Annotated in this window: 12 protein-coding genes and 1 pseudogene; 5 read left to right on the top strand and 8 right to left on the bottom strand. The window is 70.4% G+C overall.

Annotated features, from left to right (window positions below; genetic code table 11):
- The first annotated feature begins 73 nt into the window (after positions 1-73).
- On the top strand, positions 74-1,297 hold the full coding sequence (locus OG589_RS19865) for an MFS transporter (protein WP_405151126.1): 1,224 nt from the start codon (positions 74-76) through the stop codon (positions 1,295-1,297).
- Between the two features lie 57 nt (positions 1,298-1,354).
- Here OG589_RS19865 and OG589_RS19860 read toward each other — a convergent pair whose 3' ends face one another.
- A complete protein-coding gene (locus OG589_RS19860) occupies positions 1,355-2,191 on the bottom strand; it encodes a class I SAM-dependent methyltransferase (protein ID WP_405151124.1) in 837 nt (278 codons plus the stop codon).
- 69 nt (positions 2,192-2,260) lie between these two features.
- On the opposite strand from OG589_RS19860, the gene OG589_RS19855 reads away from it, so the two are divergent.
- Together OG589_RS19855 and OG589_RS19850 are read left to right on the top strand one after the other, a co-directional pair.
- Positions 2,261-2,893 carry a TetR/AcrR family transcriptional regulator gene (locus tag OG589_RS19855; RefSeq protein ID WP_405151122.1) on the top strand — a complete coding sequence of 211 codons (633 nt, stop codon included), beginning with the start codon at positions 2,261-2,263 and terminating at the stop codon, positions 2,891-2,893.
- A gap of 40 nt (positions 2,894-2,933) precedes the next feature.
- A complete protein-coding gene (locus OG589_RS19850) occupies positions 2,934-3,902 on the top strand; it encodes a phosphotransferase enzyme family protein (protein WP_405151120.1) in 969 nt (322 codons plus the stop codon).
- A gap of 73 nt (positions 3,903-3,975) precedes the next feature.
- On the opposite strand, the gene OG589_RS19845 is transcribed toward OG589_RS19850, so the two are convergent.
- Both OG589_RS19845 and OG589_RS19840 read right to left on the bottom strand, forming a co-directional pair.
- A complete protein-coding gene (locus OG589_RS19845; protein WP_405151118.1) occupies positions 3,976-4,827 on the bottom strand; it encodes a DUF72 domain-containing protein in 852 nt (283 codons plus the stop codon).
- 138 nt (positions 4,828-4,965) lie between these two features.
- Positions 4,966-8,607: a CARDB domain-containing protein gene (locus tag OG589_RS19840; protein ID WP_405151116.1), complete on the bottom strand. Its 3,642-nt coding sequence runs from the start codon at positions 8,605-8,607 to the stop codon at positions 4,966-4,968.
- A 546-nt stretch (positions 8,608-9,153) separates the two neighbouring features.
- Here OG589_RS19840 and OG589_RS19835 point away from each other — a divergent pair.
- Positions 9,154-9,798 (top strand): hypothetical protein, encoded by a 645-nt coding sequence (locus OG589_RS19835; protein ID WP_405151114.1) that lies wholly within the window; start codon positions 9,154-9,156, stop codon positions 9,796-9,798.
- Positions 9,799-9,884: 86 nt separating this feature from the next.
- On the opposite strand, the pseudogene OG589_RS19830 reads toward OG589_RS19835, so the two are convergent.
- From OG589_RS19830 to pcaH, 3 genes and pseudogenes are all read right to left on the bottom strand, one after another.
- Positions 9,885-10,844 (bottom strand): annotated as a pseudogene (locus tag OG589_RS19830) (phosphotransferase family protein).
- Positions 10,845-10,879: 35 nt separating this feature from the next.
- The gene (gene pcaG, locus OG589_RS19825; RefSeq protein ID WP_405151112.1) at positions 10,880-11,485 is read right to left on the bottom strand and encodes a protocatechuate 3,4-dioxygenase subunit alpha; all 606 of its coding nucleotides are present in this window, start codon (positions 11,483-11,485) and stop codon (positions 10,880-10,882) included.
- Entirely contained in the window at positions 11,482-12,264 is a 783-nt protein-coding gene (pcaH, locus tag OG589_RS19820; RefSeq protein WP_405151110.1) for a protocatechuate 3,4-dioxygenase subunit beta, read from the bottom strand. The genes pcaG and pcaH overlap by 4 nt, the downstream gene beginning before the upstream one ends.
- A gap of 239 nt (positions 12,265-12,503) precedes the next feature.
- Here pcaH and OG589_RS19815 point away from each other — a divergent pair, with 239 nt between their 5' ends.
- On the top strand, positions 12,504-14,213 hold the full coding sequence (locus tag OG589_RS19815) for an IclR family transcriptional regulator C-terminal domain-containing protein (protein WP_405151108.1): 1,710 nt from the start codon (positions 12,504-12,506) through the stop codon (positions 14,211-14,213).
- Positions 14,214-14,340: 127 nt separating this feature from the next.
- Here OG589_RS19815 and OG589_RS19810 read toward each other — a convergent pair whose 3' ends face one another.
- On the bottom strand, positions 14,341-15,891 hold the full coding sequence (locus tag OG589_RS19810; RefSeq protein WP_405151106.1) for a class I adenylate-forming enzyme family protein: 1,551 nt from the start codon (positions 15,889-15,891) through the stop codon (positions 14,341-14,343).
- A 90-nt stretch (positions 15,892-15,981) separates the two neighbouring features.
- The gene (locus OG589_RS19805; protein WP_405151104.1) at positions 15,982-17,457 is read right to left on the bottom strand and encodes an aldehyde dehydrogenase family protein; all 1,476 of its coding nucleotides are present in this window, start codon (positions 17,455-17,457) and stop codon (positions 15,982-15,984) included.
- Positions 17,458-17,487: the final 30 nt, after the last annotated feature.

Genomic DNA, 17,487 nt, shown 5'->3' with positions numbered 1-17,487 from the left:
CCAATGATGTCATTCCGGACGTCTGTGCGGGGATGGCCGCATGTTCAGAATGAGTGGTCATGGAGTTCGTCGGATGACCGCGATCCTTGATCGCGAAGCGGTCCCGGGCGTCCCGGAACCGCTCTGGACCAGGAATTTCTCGCTCTACTTCGCCGCCCGGGTGGTGTCGCTGCTGGGCGACGCGATGATGCCGGTCGCGGCGGCGCTGGCGGTCGGGGCCATTTACGGGGTTTCGGGCGTGGGGTACGTTCTTGCCGTCTGGACGGCGCCCTTCGTGCTGTTCGTTCTGTTCGGCGGGGTCTTCGCCGACCGGATCGGCGCGCGCGCCATGATGGTCGGCGCGGACCTGGTCCGGATCTTCACCCAGGGCGTGCTCGCCGTCGCCTTCTTCGCCGGAGCCCCGCCGCTGTGGCTGCTGCTGGTCGCCTCCGCGCTGTCCGGCACGGCCGCCGCCATGTTCCAGCCGGGCGTGAACGGCATGATCCCGCTTGTGGCGAAGGACCCCCAGCGCGCCAACGGCACCCTCAAGATCGCTGACGCGGCCACGCAGCTCGGCGGCCCGGTACTGGCGGGGCTGCTGATGGCGCTGACCGGCGCGGGCGTGGTCTACGCCTTCGACGCGGGCACCTTCCTGCTGAGCGGCCTCTGCCTGGCGCTGATCAGGTTCGCCCCCGCCGCCGGGGTCAGGCAGCCCTCGACGGTCCTGCTCGACCTGCGGCGCGGCTGGGTGGAGTTCCGCTCCCGCAGCTGGATGTGGTCGGTGATCCTGGTCTGGGTGTTCTTCGGCATGCTGGTCTTCGGTCCCTACATCCCGCTGGGCTCCCGGCTGATCGGCGACCGCCTCGGCGACGCCGCCTACGGCTGGGCGATGGCGGGCCTCGGCACCGGCACCGTGATCGGCGGGCTCGTCGCGATCCGCTTCCGTCCTCTTCGCCCCCTGGCCGCCGGTGCCGTGGCACTGATCGGCTTCGCCTGCATCCCCCTGTCGGTCGCCCTGGGGCTTCCGCTTCCCGCGCTGATGGCCGGTCACCTGCTCGGCGGCGCCTCCTGGGCGTTCTGGTCGGTGATGTGGTCCACCAGCGTCCAGACGCAGGTGGCCCCGGACGTGCTCAACCGCGTCACCGCGTACGAGGTGGCCGGCTCGGTCTCCGGCGTGGCGGTGGGCCAGGCCCTGGTGGGCCCGGTGTCCTCCCTGGTCGAACCCCGTGACCTGCTGTTCCTCTCGACGGGCGTCAGCGCCGCGGTGTGCGCGGCGCTGCTGCTCATCCCGCCGATCCGGAGGCTCCGCCGGGTCTGATCACTCGCGCGCGAAGTGGCGAGGACCGCGTCCGCGAGCTGCCGGACCTGCCGAAGGCTAGGGGCGGGTGGCGCTCACCAGCCAGACCGCGCCGGGGATGCGGACCCCCTCCGAGGTCTCGTACGCCACCAGCCCCGCCCGCAGTTCCTCCCGTGTCCGCTCGACGACGGCCTGGTCGACGTCTCGGAGGTTGAAGCGGACCGGTCCCTGGCCGAGGATGAAGTCCGCCGCGTCGGCGGCGTCGCGGCCGTAGTCCATCAGCGCCTTCACCGGGGTAAGGCTCACGCCGGTGAATCCGGCCTCGTCGAGCACTTCGCGGATGCGGGCCGCGTCGACCAGGGATCCCATCCCGCGCGCGGCGGGCGACGGCCCGCGCATCAGCGGCTTGAGCGCCACGGTGGCGCGGGCGTAGTCACTGTCGGGGGTGCCGCCCTGCGGGCCCATGAACGCGAGCCGCCCGCCCGGCCGCAGCGCACGCCGGATGTTGGCGAACGCGGCGACGTGGTCGGTGAAGAACATCACTCCGCCGCGGCTGATCGCGACGTCGAAGGCGCCGTCGGGGAACGGATGGACCTGGGCGTCCCCCTGCTCGAACCTGACGTTGGCGATGCCCTGCTCCGCCGCGTCGGCTCGGGCGCGCTCCAGCATCGGCGCCGAGATGTCGACGCCGACGACGTGCCCTCGGGACGCCTTGCGCGCGGCGAGCAGCGTGGGCTGGCCCGTACCGCAGCCGATGTCGAGGACGCGGTCGCCCTCCTCGATCGCGGCGACGCGGAAGAAGTCGTCGTCGAAGCCGGTGACTGTCGCGTTGTAGCGGGCGGCGTTGTTCGCCCAGTTGACGCCTTCCCAGCCGTTCCACGCTTCGGCGTGGTGGGTGTTGGCGATGGCCTGCATGGCTTTCCTCCTGTGAGTCGATGACTAGAGTTGAACTCTAGAGTCGAACTCTAGATATAAGCTATAGCCATGAGTCAGGTCAAGGGCGAGGACAAGCGGGCTCGTAAGGCCAAGGAGACGCGGCGGCGCATGCTGGATGCCGCGTGCGAGCTGTTCGTCCAGCAGGGGTACGGCGCGACGGCGCTTCAGCAGATCGCCGACCGGGCCGGCGTCGCCGTGCAGACGATCTACTTCACGTTCGGCAACAAGCGCGCGCTGCTCAAGGAGCTGGCCGACGTGTCGATCGCGGGCGACCAGGAGCCGATCGCGACGATGGATCGGCCGTGGTTCCACGAGGCCCTCGCCGCCGAGACCGCCGGCGCGCAGTTGCGGCTCCACGTCCAGGGCACGCGAGGGATCCTGGAGCGCGTGGCTCCGATCACCGAGATGCTGCGCGCCGCCGCGCTGGCCGATCCGGGGATCGCCGAGCTCTGGGACCAGGACACCGACCCGAGGTTCACCGTCCACGCGACGGCCGCCCGGTCGCTGGTGGGCAAACCGGGGATCCGTCACGGGGTGACGGCCGAGCACGCCGCCGACCTGCTGTTCGGCCTGCTCAGCCCGGAGCTCTACCTGGCGTTCGTCCGCGACCGCGGCTGGTCGCCCGACCGGTGGGAGCGCTGGTCGCACGACACCCTGAGCTCCCAGCTCTGCTCTGGGTGAGATCGCTCACCAGGCCGTCCGGCGAGCATAATCACGGTCTATGAGGGACAGGCCGGAGGGTGTGGAGGAGGCCGCGCTGGTCTCGGCGCTGGCCGACGGGTGGGGGGTCGAGGCCCGCTCGGCGACGTACCTCCCGGTGGGAGCCGGGAGCTACCACTGGGCCGTGGCCGACGGCGGCGGGCGGCAGCGGTTCGTGACGGTCGACGACCTCGGCTTCGAGGACGGTTCGCGGGAGGCCGCCTTCGGCGCGCTCGGACGGGCTTACGACACCGCGCTGGCCCTTCGACGGGACGCCGGGCTCGGATTCGTGGTCGCGCCGATCCCGGCCCGTACCGGGTCGACGGTGTGGCGGCTCGATTCGCGCTACGCCGTTTCGGTGTTTCCGATGGTGGACGGCGAGGCCGGGCAGTTCGGCGCGCACCGGCCGCAGGACCTCGCCGAGGTGGTCGAACTGCTCGCCGAGCTGCACCAGGCCACTCCGGCCGTCGCGGCCGGCGCTCCCCGCGCCGACCTGGCGCTGCCCGGCAGGGACCGGCTCCAGGACGCGTTGCGCGATCTTGACGGGGAATGGGCGGGCGGGCCGTTCTCCGAACCCGCCCGGCGGCTGCTGGCCGCCCGCGCCGACTACGTCGAGCGGTCGCTCGGCGACTTCGACCGGCTCGTCGAGCAGGTTCGAGGCACGGCCGCGGACTGGGTCGTCACCCACGGTGAACCGCACCCCGGCAACCTGATCCGGGGCGCGGCCGGTCTGAGGCTGGTGGACTGGGACACCGTGCAGGTCGCCCCGCCGGAACGGGATCTGTGGATGGTCGCGGGCGATTCCGGCGGAGTGCCGGCGGCCTACACCCGTGCCACCGGGCGGCCCGTTCATCCCGCCGGCCTCGCCCTCTACCGGCTGTGGTGGGACCTCGCCGACATCGCCATCTTTGTGGACGAGCTTCGCCGGCCGCATGGCACGGGCGAGGACATCACCGCGTCGTGGACCTACCTCAAGGGCTACCTCGAATGAAGCGACTCGAGCCGTCGTTGATCGTCAGCAGCAGCCCAAGCGGCCGTGACGGCACGCCGGGGCGTACCTCCGTTCAGAAGAGGGTCAGCGGCTCGACGGGGATCGGCTCGGGGAGCGGCTCGAGCTCGGGCAGGCGGGCGCGTACGTCGTCGTGGAAGCGGCGGGTGAGCGTCAGCGCGTCGGCGTTGTCGGGGGTGTGGATGAACATGGTCGGTGAGCGGCCTTCGCGCAGCCAGCCGGTGACCGTGCCGACCCACTGCCGCCAGCCCTCGGTGGCGGGCGCCGTGGCGTTCCTGCCGAGGTAGCGGATGATCGGACGGTCGGTGAGGGCGCGCGACCGGCGTGGCATGCGCGGCTTCTTCGTCCACGCGTCCCGCTCGGCGTCGGTGGTCGGAGGGCTCTCGAACAGGGCCGTGGTGTCGAACGGGACCCACTCGGCCCCGGCGCCGGCGAGCACCCCTTCGAGGAGCCTTGCGGATCGCCCGTCGTCGAAGAACGCGCGGTGGCGGACCTCGACGGCGTACCTGTGCGAGCGGGGAAGAGCGCGGAGGAAGCCCGCCAGGGTGCCGAGGTCGGCCGGGGCGAACGATCCCGGCAGCTGGATCCAGAGGGCATGGGCCCGCGGCCCGAGTGGCTCGATCGCCGCGAGGAACGACCGGAGCTCCTCGTCGACGCCGATGAGGCGGCGCTCGTGCGTGAGCGGCTTCGGGAGCTTGACCACGAAGCGGAAGTCGGGAGCGGTCTGCCGCGACCACGACTCCACCGTGCTCCTCGCCGGGGTGGCGTAGAACGTCGTGTTGCCCTCCACCGCGTTGCACCAGGTCGCGTAGGACCGCAGGCGCTCGCCTGGGGGGAGCGGATGGGGGAGGAACCGCCCCTGCCATGGCGCGTGAGTCCACATCGCGCATCCCACATGAAGCCGCATGGACACGACGTTATCGAAGGCCGGCAGAGGAAATGACCCCCTCCACGACGAGCGGCCGGCCGTGAGCGTGCTCCCGGTGTTTCCAACCGGGACCACGCCACACGGCCGGCCGCTCATGCGCCCGGCGACCTCGAAGGGCTAGCCGCCGTTGATCACGAAGGTCGTCCCCGGCTGCCTGACGATGTTGCCGGTGGCCGAGTTGGTGATGGTCACGTTCGTCAGCGTCGCGTTGCCGCGAGCCCCGCTCATGGCCAGGATGCCGGCACCGTTGTTGGACTTGTCGATCCGCACATTGGTGATGGCGACGTTCGGCATGTTGCCGCCGCCCGTCTTGAACTGGATGCCGTCGTAGGTCGAGTCATAGATGTCGGTGTCGCGGATGGTGACACCGGTGATGTCCCTGCTCGACGGGAACAACGTGATGGCTCCGAACTCCTGGTCCTCGTTCCAGAAGACACCGCCACCCCGGTAGATCGCGTTGTTGGCGATCAACGTGGTCCCCGAGAAGGGCAGGGGACTGTGGTCGGTGGCCAGCATGATGCCCGGGTAGTTCATGGTGTCGTAGATCAGGTTGTTCTCGATCGAGTTGTCGTAGCCGCCGTAGATCGCGATGCCGTTCGCTCGCCAGGGCAACTGGATGGTGTTGTTGACGAAGTGGTTGTCGTGCGTGTTGTCGACGACCTGGTCCTTCACGGCCTGGTTGGCCCAGACGGCCAGGGCGTCGTCGCCGGTGGTGCGGAACGAGGAGTTGAACACCCGCGAGTTCCGCGTGCCGTTGGTGAAGTTGATGCCGTCGGCGTAGGTGTCGCGGATCCGCATGCCGCTGAACTGCAGTCCATCGGCAGGGCCCCACAGGGCCGGGATGTTGTCGTAGTCACGGCCGACCCAGACACCCACGTTGGCGTGCTCGATCCACACATTGGTGATCTTGGTGTTCAGGCCGAACCGGCCGTTCAGGCCCACTCCGCCCTCGTCGTTGCCGTCTCCGCCGCGAATACGGCCGGAGCCGAAGATGGCGATGTCGGAGATCTGGGTGTTGCTGTCGATGTCGAAGCCGAAGTTGCCCTCGTGCGGGTGGTTGATGCCGCCCACCACGTCCTGCGGCTCGGTCAGCGTGTAGAGCTGGGAGTGCCACATGCCCGCGCCGCGGATCGTGACGTTGCTGATGCCCACCTGGTTGTACTGCCCCCGGTTCAGCGGGTCGTCGGTGAGGATCTTCTGCTCCTGCCGCCACTGCCCCGCGGGGATCCAGACGCAGCTGATGACGCCGTTCTGGTTGTCGGTCACCGCCCGCTGGATGGCGGCCGTGTCGTCGAGCCCGTCGTTGGGCACCGCACCGTACTGCGTGATCGAGGTGCAACCGGCCGGCTGGCTGGTCGGGGGCGCCACCTGCTCCAGGTCGATGAAGTCGACGATGTAGAAGGACGCCGTGTCCGTCGCGTCGCGCTGCAACTTGAACTTGGTGCCGGCCGGGTAGGACTGCGCGAGCAGCGCGTGCGACTCGTCGAACAACCGCCGGGCGTCGGCCTGGGGGGTGTTGGTCAGCGCTTCCGGCCCATCGGTGTTCCCGTACAGCCAGCTGTGGCGCGACGAGAGGGTCAGCTTCTGGGCGAAGGTGCCGTTGATGTAGAGGCTGAGGGTGGCGTCGATGCCCCCGCCGTTCGGCGCGTCGGGGATGGAGTTGCGCACCACGATCGAGTTGGAGGGGTTGGTCGAGGTGAACTCGACGAACTGCCCCGTGCTGTTCAGCCGCACCGACTTGCGGCCGGAGGACTCGGTCGCGAAGTTGGTGTGCCCGAAGGTGCGCAGCGGGTCGGCCTCCAGCAGGGTGCCCTGGTAGCTGGCGGCTTCGGCCTCGTACTCGACCCACGGGACCGCGGCCCCGCGCCCGACCACGATGGCCTGCGAGAACGTGTTGTTGTTCTCGTTCGTCTCCGCGACGACGTTGGTGGCGTCGGCCGTGGCGGTGATGGTGGCGCCACCGCTGGTGGCGGTCCAGCTTCCCGTGACGGCCACGTTGGCCGTCGCGCCCGCGGCGATCGGCGCGGTGTTGGTGTTGAGCGTGGTGCCGCCCACCACCAGGCGGGTGACCGTGGTCACGCTCACCGCGGTGTTCCCGCGGTTCTTCACCGCCACGTTGAACGTGACCGCCGCTCCGACGGCCGGGTTCGACGGGTTGGAGCTGATGCTGAGGACCTGCAGGTCGGGACCCGGCGCCTCCGCGACCACCAGCGGCGACGCCGCGGTGAGGGAGTTGTTGTCCTCGTTCTGCTCGAAGACCGTGTTGTCCGCGTCCACCGTGGCGCTGACCGGGTAGCTGCCCGCGGGGCGGGTGCCGATGTTCTGGGTCACCGTCGCGGTGCCGTTGACGGGCAGGGCGGGTATCGCGACGGTGCCGACCAGCGTGCCGCCGACGTAGAGGTTGACGCTGTCCGCGCCGGATGCCGCGGTGCCCGCGTTCTTGACCGTGGCCGACACCGTGATCGCGTTGGTCTCGATCGGGGAGGTCGGGGTCCACGAGAGGTTCGTGACCGTGAGGTCGGGGTTCGGCGCCGGGACGCCGATGACCTGGAACTCGGCGACCTGCCCGCCGGGTGCGCCGGTGTTGCCGGCGAACTTCAGCTGGACGTCGGCGACGGTCGCGGCGAAGTCGATCTTCACCGAGTTGCCGCCGGAGGCCGGGTTGAAGGTGTAGTTGGCCGCCGACACCAGGTTCTGGTACGTCGTGGCGCTCTGCTCACGGCCCAGCACCTGGATGTTCTGCGTGCGGGTGCCCCACGAGGCGTCGGGGTTGAGCTTCAGCACGACCGAGCTGACGCTGGCGTTGGCGCCGAGCTTGACGGTCAGCGTGTTCGGGAACGCGCCGGAGTTGGCCTCCCAGTAGGTGGCCACGTTGTTGTCGTTCGCGTTCGCGGCGACGAACGTGTGCACGTGGCCGGACTCGACCATCTGCTTGCCGATCGCCAGGTTGGTCCCGGGGTCGCCGGTGCCGTTGCGGGTCACCGAGTTGCTGCTGGGCGACTGGTTGCCCGCCGCGTCCTTCGCCTTGACGTAGTAGCTCACGGTCGCCGTGGCCGGCTGGGTGTCGGTGTAGGTGGTGACCTTGCCGACGCTCGCCCGCAGCTGGTTGTTGGCGTAGATGTCGTAGCCGGTGACGCCCACGTTGTCGGTCGAGGCGGTCCAGGTCAGCTGGATCTGGGTGCCCGACGGCTGGGTGTAGGCCAGGTTCGCGGGCGCGGTCGGGGCCTGGTTGTCGCCGCCGGTGCTCGCGCCGTACAGCTCGAACTCGGAGATCTGCGCGGCGGGCCAGCCGGTGTTGGCGGTGATGTTGACGCGCCAGTACCGGTAGGTGGCGGCGCCGAAGTTGATCGTGACCGTGTTGCCGGTCGCCGGGTTGAACGTGTAGTTCGCCGAGGCGACGACCGTGGTGAAGCCGGAGCCGTCGGCGCTGCCCTGGATCGAGAGTGTCTGGGTGCGGGTCTGCCAGGTGGACGGCGCGGGCACCTTCAGGACGACCTGGTCGACGCTGGTGGCGGTGCCGAGGTCGACCCGCGCCCACTGCGGGAAGCTGTTGTTCGCGCTCTCCCAGTAGGTGGACTGGTCGCCGTCGTTCACGGCCGACACCGCGTATCCGGCCGTGGAACTGCTGGCTTGGGTCGCCTTGCCCGGCGACAGATTGGGTCCGCCCGCGGCGGAGGCCGGGACGACCGGCCCCACGGCGAGCAGGCCGGCGGCGACCATGGTCGCCACCAGCCGTAACGGTAGGCGCAGCATTCTCATTCGCGTTCTTCTATCTCTCGTCATGCTCGACAGGGTCGGGGCTTGAAGGCATGCGCCTTCACCGCACACGGATGGGGGGGCAGGTGCACGGACGCAGTGCATCCCTGAAGTTGCGAGGAACGGCGAGAAAACGAACATTGCTTTGCAAGATTCTTGCGTAGCGTTGGCCAAAGGTTACATAGGCGCTACAGTCACGTCAACGGGTGGAAAACAGCTTTCTGGACAGGCCCGACGCCGGATGTGACAACGGGTCAGAGCGACCGTGAACGCCCGCGGCCAGTCCCACCAGAGGGGGTGACGCGGGACGCCGAGCCCGTCGGGCAGGTCGCGTACGACGTCACCGGCGGAGAGCATGGTGCTGACCCCTCCGTCGCCCGCGGAACGCGCGCAGAACATCGCCACCCACCGCTCGGTGAGGATCCCGGCCTCGATCAGGTTGGGATGCGGCGTTCTGTGCGGTTTCCTCGTCTCTTTTGGCGGGGGGTGTTCTCAATAGGAGGTTTGAGGTAGAAGATCGTTCTACCTACTGTCTCTTTTGAGGTGTACGTGAAGAAACTCCTTCGGGCCCTTGTCGTCCCGTTGCTCGCCGCGGGCTTCGTTCTCACCGGCTTCACCGGCCCCGTCCGCGCGGATGCCCCTGTGAGCGATGCCGAACTCGCGCTCCATTGGCAGACCGCGTGGGACACCTACAGGTTCTACGACACCGCGCCTCCCGTTCCGGGGTCGGGGCGGAGCAGGGACACGACCCAGATCTCGGTCGTGATCAACGCTCCCGTGCGGCAAGTGTTCGATAAGTACTCGAATATCAACAACCACATCGGCAGGGCCGCGTTCCTGAAGCGCGTCGTCACCCACAAGGACACGTGCCGGCACGACACGCGTTACATCAACTTCACCGCCATCGAGGACATCCCCTACGAGGGCGCGATCGTCACCAGCGAGACCCACGCGCAGCAGCGGATTCACCAGGATGATCTCTATTACGAGACGGACACCTGGTCGCTGCCCAACGTCGTCACCCACCAGAAGATCGTCTTCAGGAAGCTGACCGGCGGGAAGACCGAGGTCACCGAGCGCCTCACCTTCGACGCGGACACTTCGCTGATCGATTTCGTCGTCACCAACGGCACCGCCTCCCACCAGCAGACGCAGGTGGGGCTCAAGGCGGCCATCGAGCGCGGCGAGCTCTGATCCGCGGCCGGGCGGGGCTCGTTCTCCGGACGCCCCGCCCGGTCCGCCGCCCGCGGGCCGGTACGTGTTCCACTGCCAAGCGCGCGTCAGGCGGGCCAGGCCGTGCGTTCGCGCAGCCACGCGAGGGCCGCTTCGCCCTGGGCGGCCTGGAAGGCGCGGAGGGTGGGCAGGCCCGGCGGGGCAGGCTGGCGCGACTGGCGGACGAAGAACCCGGCGAGCGCGGCCAGCACCGTGGTCACCGCCGCAGGGTCGGCGTCCCGGCCGGCCGGGTGGGCGGCGAAGACGGTCTCGGGCGGCGGGCCGCCCTGCATCCGCACGCTCGGCAGCATCTGCAGCAGGTCGTACCACGGAGCGCCGACGAACGCCCACGGCCAGTCGACGACCATCACCTCGTCGGCGGTGAGCAGGAGATTGTCGCCCCGGATGTCGCCGTGGACCAGGCTCTCGCCCTTGGCCGCCGCGGGCCAGCCCTCCTCCAGGTCCGCCAGCGCGTCCAGGTGGCGCGCGGCCCATGGGGCGAGACCGGCCAGGTCGTCCTCTCCCGCGTCACGCGCCGCGGCCAGCCGTCGTCAGCCCTGGAACTGCTCGCCGAGCCGCTCCTCCGCGGGTGGGGCGTCGACCGGGGAGGGGGTGAGCGCGACGGCCAGCCGGTCGAGCGCGGAAAGGACCCGTTCGAGCTCGTCGGACCGCCACGGATCGGCGGGCGGACGGCCGTCCACGTCCTCGAAGAGCAGCGCCACCCAGCCGCCGGAGTCGAACGAGGCCAGCAGCTCCGGCGCGGGCACCTCCGCGGGGAGCGCGGCGGCGATCCGGGCCTCTGCCCGGTAGATGCCGGCGGACTCGGGGTTCGGCTCGGGCCCGACGGCCTTGGCGAACGCCCGCTTCCCGTTCGCCAGCGTCAGCCGGACGGCGGCGCCCGGTGAGAATCCGCCGGTCTGGGTCACGGCCTCGGCCACCGGCGCGCCCAAATGGGTTTCGACGGCCTGGCGGATCTCTTGGGGCACGGCGTGCCACGGCAGGCGCACACCGGTCGCGGGAGCGTTCATGGTCTCATTCTGGGTGACAAATGATCACGAGGTGTTCAGTCGAAGGCCAGGAAGACCGTTTCCTCATGGCGGCCGTCGTGCTGGAGGCGGATGTCGAAACGGTGGACCCCGTCGCGCTCTTGGGTGGCGAGAAGGGTGGCCCGGCGCTCGGGCGGCAGCGACGCCAGGAGCGGCTCGGTGGCGGGGTCGGTGAGCTCGGGCAGGTAGACACGGGTGTACAGGTGGTGCAGCAGGCCGCGGGCGAACACGCAAACCGAGACGTACGGCGCGCCGCCCGGCGGCAGGGTGCGCACCGCGTAGTGGCCGTCGGCGTCGGTGGCGACACGGCCGAAGCCCGTGAAGTCCAGCCCGGTGCGGCCGATGATCGCGCCGTTGAACTGGTCGCGGCGCAGTGAGCCGGGGGCGCCGGCCCGCGACCCGCCGGGGGAGGGCTGCCAGAACTCCAGCATGGCGTCCGGGATGGGCTGCCCGGCCCCGTCGTAGACCCGGCCGTGGACGGTGAGGGCGCCGGGGTGCCCGGCGGGGGCGATGTCGCCGCCCCCGGCGAAGGGCAGGGCGTACCCGTAGAAGGGGCCCACGGTCTGCGACGGGGTGGGCGGCCGCGTGTCGTCCTGGCTCGGGTGCGGGGGCGGGGGAGTCATCGGGTCTCCTCGGTCCAGGTGGCGGCCGGGCCGGAGAGGACGATGTCCCAGCGGTAGCCGAGTGACCACTCGGGGGTCGACAGGTCGTGGTCGTAGGCCGCCACGAGCCGGCCGCGGGCGGCGTCGTCGGTCACCGACTGCATGATGGGGTCGAACGCGAACAGCGGGTCGCCGGGGAAGTACATCTGCGTGACCAGCCGCTGGGTGAAGGCCGTGCCGAAGAGCGAGAAGTGGATGTGCGCGGGCCGCCAGGCGTTGTCGTGGTTGCGCCAGGGGTAGGCGCCCGGCTTGATCGTGGTGAACGCGTACGCGCCCTGGTCGTCGGTCAGGCAGCGGCCGACGCCGGTGAAGTTCGGGTCGAGCGGGGCCGGGTGCTGGTCGCGCTGGTGGGCGTACCGGCCGGAGGCGTTGGCCTGCCAGATCTCGACCAGCTGGCCGGGTACGGGACGCCCGTCGCGGTCGAGCACCCGCCCGGTGACCCGGATGCGCTCGCCCAGGGGCTCCCCGGTGTGCCGCCGGGTGAGGTCCGCGTCCAGCTCGGTGACGTCGGTGACGCCGAAGACCGGCCCGCTCAGCTCGACCGCGTCGGGGTCGCGCAGGGGGATCAGCGGCCGCGTGGGATGGCGCAGCACGGTGCTGCGGTAGGGCGGGTACGCGCGCTCGGGGTGGGTGAGGCGCGGCGCGCCGCCCTCGACGGCCTTGGCGTACGCCTGGTGCGCCTGGGCGATCTCGGCGCTGATGACCTCTTGCGCGGGGGGCGCCGGAGGAGTGGTGGTCATGGTCTGCCTGTCACCTTTCGAGGACGAGGGCGAGGCCCTGCCCGACGCCGATGCGGAGGGCCGCCACACCGGTGCCTGAGCCGGCGGCGAGCTGGTGGGCGACCGGCGGGGGCGATGTGTGTTCGCCTGGTGAACTTTAGTTCATTATCGTAGGATCGAGTTTGTGCCTTCGGCGGCGGTCCTGTCAATCGCCGGGCATGGCACCGTTCCCGGCGGAGGTCGCAAGACGTGGAAAGAGCATGACCGGCGAGACGGTCCCGCCACCCGAGGCGGTTGGCCCGCTGATCAGGGGCCTGGCGGTCGTCGACCGGCTCTCCGTGGCCGGCGGGCGCAGGAGCGTGGGCGACCTCGTGCGCGACACCGGTCTCGCGCGCTCCACGGTCGACCGCATCCTGAGCACGCTCGCCCGCGTCGGTTACGCGCGGCTCGACGGCCGGGACGCGGTGCTCACCCCCGCGCTGATGGAGCTCGGCAACGCCTACCTGGCCGCGTCCGGGCTCGCCGGCCCGCTCGGCCCGCTCGCCGACCGGCTCGCCGAAGAGCTGGACGAGTCGGTCTCGCTCGCCGTCCCCGACCGCGACGGCGTGCGGTTCGTGCACCAGGCGACCCGCAGGCGCGCGATGTCGGTGGCCTTCCGCATCGGCGATCGCCTGCCCGCCGAGTGCGGGGCGGTCGGGGCGCTGTTCGCGGCCGACTGGTCCGTGGACGACTGGCGGCTCTGGCGGCGCCGCCGGGAGGCCGACCCTGGCAACGCCGCCTTCCCCGTCGTGCCGCGCGGCGCCGAGCGCGCCGCCGCGTCGTTCGAGGAACGCATCACCCGCGCGCGGCGGGACGGGTGGTCGCTGGACGACCAGCTCATCGAGCCCGGGCTGGTCGCCGTGGCCGTGCCGGTTCGCGACGGGGCGGGACACCAGGTGTGCGTCGTGAGCGTGGTCAGCCACACCAGCAGGCACGACGTCGGCTCGCTCCTGGAGGCGGTGCTGCCCCGGCTGCGGGCGACGGTCGCCGCGATGGAAGGCACGCTGGCCTCCCCCGGCACGTCCTCCGGGTCGCCTGCGGGCGCGCCGGAATCGGCCGGTACGGCTTCTGGGCGGCCGGCCGCCGTCCGTCCGGCCGCCGTCGCTTCGGTGTCCGACCGGGCGCGTACGTCGAAGCGGGAGCTCGGGTCGGAGTTCGTGGAGTCGCTCGCCCGGGGCCTCCGCGTCCTCGCGGCCTTCGAGGAGGCCGGGGTGCCGCTCAGCGGGCTGGCCGAGGCGACCGGGCTGGCCAGGGCGACCGTCCGGCGCTCGCTGCTCACCCTCGTCCACCTCGGATACGTGGCCGTGGAGGGCTCGCTGTTCCGGCCGGCTCCTCGGGTCCTGGATCTGGGGTTCGCCTGTCTCTCCAGGCTGACGCTGCCGCAGATCGCCCGGCCGCACCTGTCCTGGCTGGTGGAGCGCGTGCACGACTCGGCGTCGATGGCCGTCCTCGCCGGGGACGACATCCAGTACGTCGCCCGCGTCCCCGCCGTGCCCGCCGTGCGCATCATGAGCGTCGACATCACGCCGGGCACGAGGTTCCCCGCGTACGCGACGTCAATGGGACGGGTCCTGCTGGCGGGCCTGCCCCCGGCCGGGCGCGCCGCGTCCCTGGCCCGCGCGGACCTGAGGCGGCTGACGCGCCACACGGTCACCTCGGCCGAACGGCTCGCCACGCTCGTGGACCAGGTCGCGCGGGACGGCTACGCCCTGGTCGACCAGGAGCTGGAAGAGGGGCTGCGCTCCGTCGCCGTCCCGGTGCGCGACCGCGGCGGTGAGGTCGTCGCGGCGGTCAGCGTCTCGATGCACGCCGGCAGGGGCACCACCGGGCAGGCCCGCGAGAACGTGCTCCCGCCGCTGCGGGAGGCGGCGGCGCGCATCGAGGACGACCTGCACGTGGCCGGCCGCTTCACCCGCATCCCCGCCGGCTGACCCGGCCGCACGAGGACGCCGGGGTGTCGCCCCTCTACATGAACGGAGAGTCGTGCCAGTAGGACGGCATCACTGGCCGCATAACGCGTGCGCTTCCAGACCCCCGTGGTGATGCGAGGATGCCCCGTCAGGACGTCCTTCTCGCATCTCTCAGCTCGCGCTTGAGGACCTTTCCGGTGCCGCTGATCGGAAGCGCGTCGACGAACTCCACCGACCGGGGCTTCTTGTAATGCGCGAGCCGGGCGGCGGCGAACTCGATCAGCTCCTCCTCCGAGACCTCGCTCCCCACGGCGCGGCGTACGACGGCGTGGATCGCCTCACCCCAGGTGGGGTGAGGCATCCCGATGACCGCGGCCTGTTCCACTCCCGGGTGCAGCATCAGGGTCCTCTCCACCTCGATGCAGAAGACGTTGATGCCGCCGGTGATGATCATGTCCTTGAGCCGGTCGACGATGGTGACGAATCCCTCCTCGTCGACCACCGCGACGTCTCCGGTCTTGAACCACTCTCCCGAACGGCTGTGCGCGGTCTCGTCGGGCATCCGGAAGTACTCGCGGGAGACGGTGTCGCCGGCGAGCCAGATCTCCCCGCCTGTGGTCCCGTCGTGGGGGACGTCGTCGCCGTTGGGGTCGACCACCCGCAGCAGGGTGAGCGTCATCGGCTTGCCGACCGAGGCCAGCTGCCGGACCTGCTGCTCGGAGCCATCGGTGAACTGGTCCTCGGGGCGCAGCACGGCCGCGCAGGAGTAGCTCTCGGCCATCCCGTACAGCGGGTAGAAGATGTCTCCGACCAGCTCTCGCCCGCTCCGCAGGAGCGCCGCGGACAGGGGCGAGCCGCCCGTGTTGATGCCGGTGAGGCTGGAGAGGTCGAACCGCTCGCGATCAGGCTCGGCGAGGATCATCTGCAGCATGGTGGGCACCAGCACGGTGTTGGTCACCCGGTGCTCGGCGACAGCACGCAGGAACGTGCCGGGGGCGAACCCGGGGTGGATCACGGTCCGGCCGCCCTTCATCATCACCGGATGCAGACCTGCGGGGCCGCCGGGATTGAAGAAGAAAGGAATGCACTGCAGCGCCGTACCGCTTTCCGGGACCGGCATCTCGGCCAGCCAGTTCAGCATCGCCGCGACCGCGTTGCGGTGCGTCATCATCGCGCCTTTGGGGATCCCGGTGGTGCCGCTCGTCGCGCCGAGCTGGTAGACGTCGGTCTCCTCGACCGTGACCGGTGGCTCGTCCCTGGACGCGGAACCGATGAGCCGCTCGAGGTCCAGGTCGAAACCGTGGCCCTTCCCGATGCCGATGACGTGGCGGGCGGTCGGGACCTCGGGGAGCCATGCGCGTGCCTGGTCCGCGAGGTCGGCATGCACCAGCACCGCGGCCGGCTCCACGTAGGCGAGGTACGAAGCGATCTCCTGGGCCGCCAGGCGGATGTTCGTGGCGGCTCCGACGACACCGGATTTCGCACACGCGAAGAAGAACTCGATGTACTCCCCGCAGTTCGGGGCGAAGATGGCGAGCCGGTCGCCCTTCCGCAGGCCGAGACCGAGCAGCGCGTTGGCGAAGGCGTTGGTCCGGGCATCGAGCTCCGACCAGGTCCGGGTCGGGCCACCGGGCACGACGACCGCGTCCTGGTCCCCGAAGAACTGTGCGTTGCGGCGCACGATATCGCTGACGAGCATTACGAAGATCCCACTTTCCCTGCGGCGCCATCGGGGTGAGGCGAAAGTTCCCGCCCCACCCCTGTGACCTGCCATCTTCCTGGTCGAGGATCAGGCCTCCGCAGCGAGGTCCCTCTCACGGAGGTTCACCACCAGTGACTTCACCCGTGTCATCGCCTCGATGGACGGCTTCACGCCCTGCGTGCCCATGCCCGAGGCCTTGGTGCCGAGGAACGGGAAGTGGTCCGGTCCGCGGGCCGTGCGGCCGTTCACCTGGACGGTTCCCACGTCGAGTCGTGCCGCGATTTGAATCGCGGTGTCGATGTCACTGGTGAAGATGGCCGCCTGGAGTCCGTACTCCGACCGGTTGCTGATTCGGATCGCCTCGGATGCGCTGCTGACCCGAATGATCGGGAGCACCGGAGCAAAGGGTTCCACCCAGGCCAGTTCCATCTCCGCGGTGACGTGATCGACGACGGTGGGCTGCATGAGGCCGCCCTCGCGGGTGCCTCCGTGGATCAGCACGGCACCGCCGGCGACCGCGTCATTGGTCATCCTCTCCGCGTCGACCGCCGACTGCGGGTCGACCAGCGGGGTGATCTGGGCGTTGTCCCGCGGGTCACCAACGGTGAGCTTCGCCGTCCGCTCCGCGATCTTGGCGACCAGCCGGTCCGCCACGCTGTCGATCACCAGGACCCGCTTGACCGCCGTGCAGCGCTGGCCGCTGTAGGAGAAGGCGCCGGCGACGATGTCGGCGGCGGCCGCCTCGATGTCGGCGTCGGCGAGCACGATCGCCGGGTCCTTGCCACCCAGTTCGAGGAGCAGCGGGATCATCCCGGCCTTACGGGCCAGATCGGCGCCGGTCTCCGATGATCCGGTGAACGTGATCAGGTCGACGCCCGGGTGCTGGACCAGGTAGTCACCGATACGGGAGCCGCGGCCCGTGACCACCTGGAGGATCTCCGGAGGGATGCCCGCCTCGTAGGCGAGCTCGCACATCATCAGCCCGCTCAGGGCGCCCTGCGACGGAGGCTTGAGCACGACCGCGTTACCGGTCACCAGACCGGGCGCGATCTTGGAGACCGCCAGGTTCACCGGGTAGTTGAACGGGGGGATCGCCAGGACCGTGCCGAGCGGCACCCGGTGGACGATGGCCAGCTTGTTGCGGGCCTGCCCGGGGAAGGAGTCGGAGAACTGCGACTCACCGATGATCCGCTTGGCGTCCTCAGCGGTGTGCCGTATGTAGTCAGCGGACCGGATGACCTCGTCCCTGGCGTCCTTGCGCGCTTTGGCGACTTCCATCATCAGCACGTCGCCGATCACCGTCGCGTTCTCCGCGAGCAGGCCGGCGAACTTGTGCAGCAGGCCGGCGCGCTCGATCAGGGGCCGGGCGGCCCAGCGCGGCTGGGCTCGGTGCGCGGCCGCGAAGGCCGAATCGATCTCGTCGTGCGTGTACTCGTGGACGCTGCCGATGACGGACCCGTCGACCGGTGAGACCACCGGCAGGGTCTGGGCGTCGTTCGCTTCCCGCCACTCCCCAGCGAGCCGGTACCTGTTCGCTGGCGCAGTGACCGTTTCACCAGTCATAGTCGTCGTTTCCGACCTCTCCGTATCGTG

It is taken from the genome of Sphaerisporangium sp. NBC_01403 (genome assembly GCF_045040145.1).
Taxonomy (GTDB): domain Bacteria; phylum Actinomycetota; class Actinomycetes; order Streptosporangiales; family Streptosporangiaceae; genus Sphaerisporangium; species Sphaerisporangium viridialbum.
The sequence above is the reverse complement of the archived record's forward strand: the minus strand, read 5'-3'. Positions and strand labels throughout refer to the sequence as shown.

Bases quoted from the DNA above. Each gene is read 5' to 3' on its own strand.
- OG589_RS19865 (WP_405151126.1), top strand. From the start codon at position 74: ATGACCGCGATCCTTGATCGCGAAGCGGTCCCGGGCGTCCCGGAACCG.
- OG589_RS19860 (WP_405151124.1), bottom strand. From the start codon at position 2,191: ATGCAGGCCATCGCCAACACCCACCACGCCGAAGCGTGGAACGGCTGG.
- OG589_RS19855 (WP_405151122.1), top strand. From the start codon at position 2,261: ATGAGTCAGGTCAAGGGCGAGGACAAGCGGGCTCGTAAGGCCAAGGAG.
- OG589_RS19850 (WP_405151120.1), top strand. From the start codon at position 2,934: ATGAGGGACAGGCCGGAGGGTGTGGAGGAGGCCGCGCTGGTCTCGGCG.
- OG589_RS19845 (WP_405151118.1), bottom strand. From the start codon at position 4,827: ATGCGGCTTCATGTGGGATGCGCGATGTGGACTCACGCGCCATGGCAG.
- OG589_RS19840 (WP_405151116.1), bottom strand. From the start codon at position 8,607: ATGAGAATGCTGCGCCTACCGTTACGGCTGGTGGCGACCATGGTCGCC.
- pcaG (WP_405151112.1), bottom strand. From the start codon at position 11,485: ATGACTCCCCCGCCCCCGCACCCGAGCCAGGACGACACGCGGCCGCCC.
- pcaH (WP_405151110.1), bottom strand. From the start codon at position 12,264: ATGACCACCACTCCTCCGGCGCCCCCCGCGCAAGAGGTCATCAGCGCC.
- OG589_RS19815 (WP_405151108.1), top strand. From the start codon at position 12,504: ATGACCGGCGAGACGGTCCCGCCACCCGAGGCGGTTGGCCCGCTGATC.
- OG589_RS19810 (WP_405151106.1), bottom strand. From the start codon at position 15,891: ATGCTCGTCAGCGATATCGTGCGCCGCAACGCACAGTTCTTCGGGGAC.
- OG589_RS19805 (WP_405151104.1), bottom strand. From the start codon at position 17,457: ATGACTGGTGAAACGGTCACTGCGCCAGCGAACAGGTACCGGCTCGCT.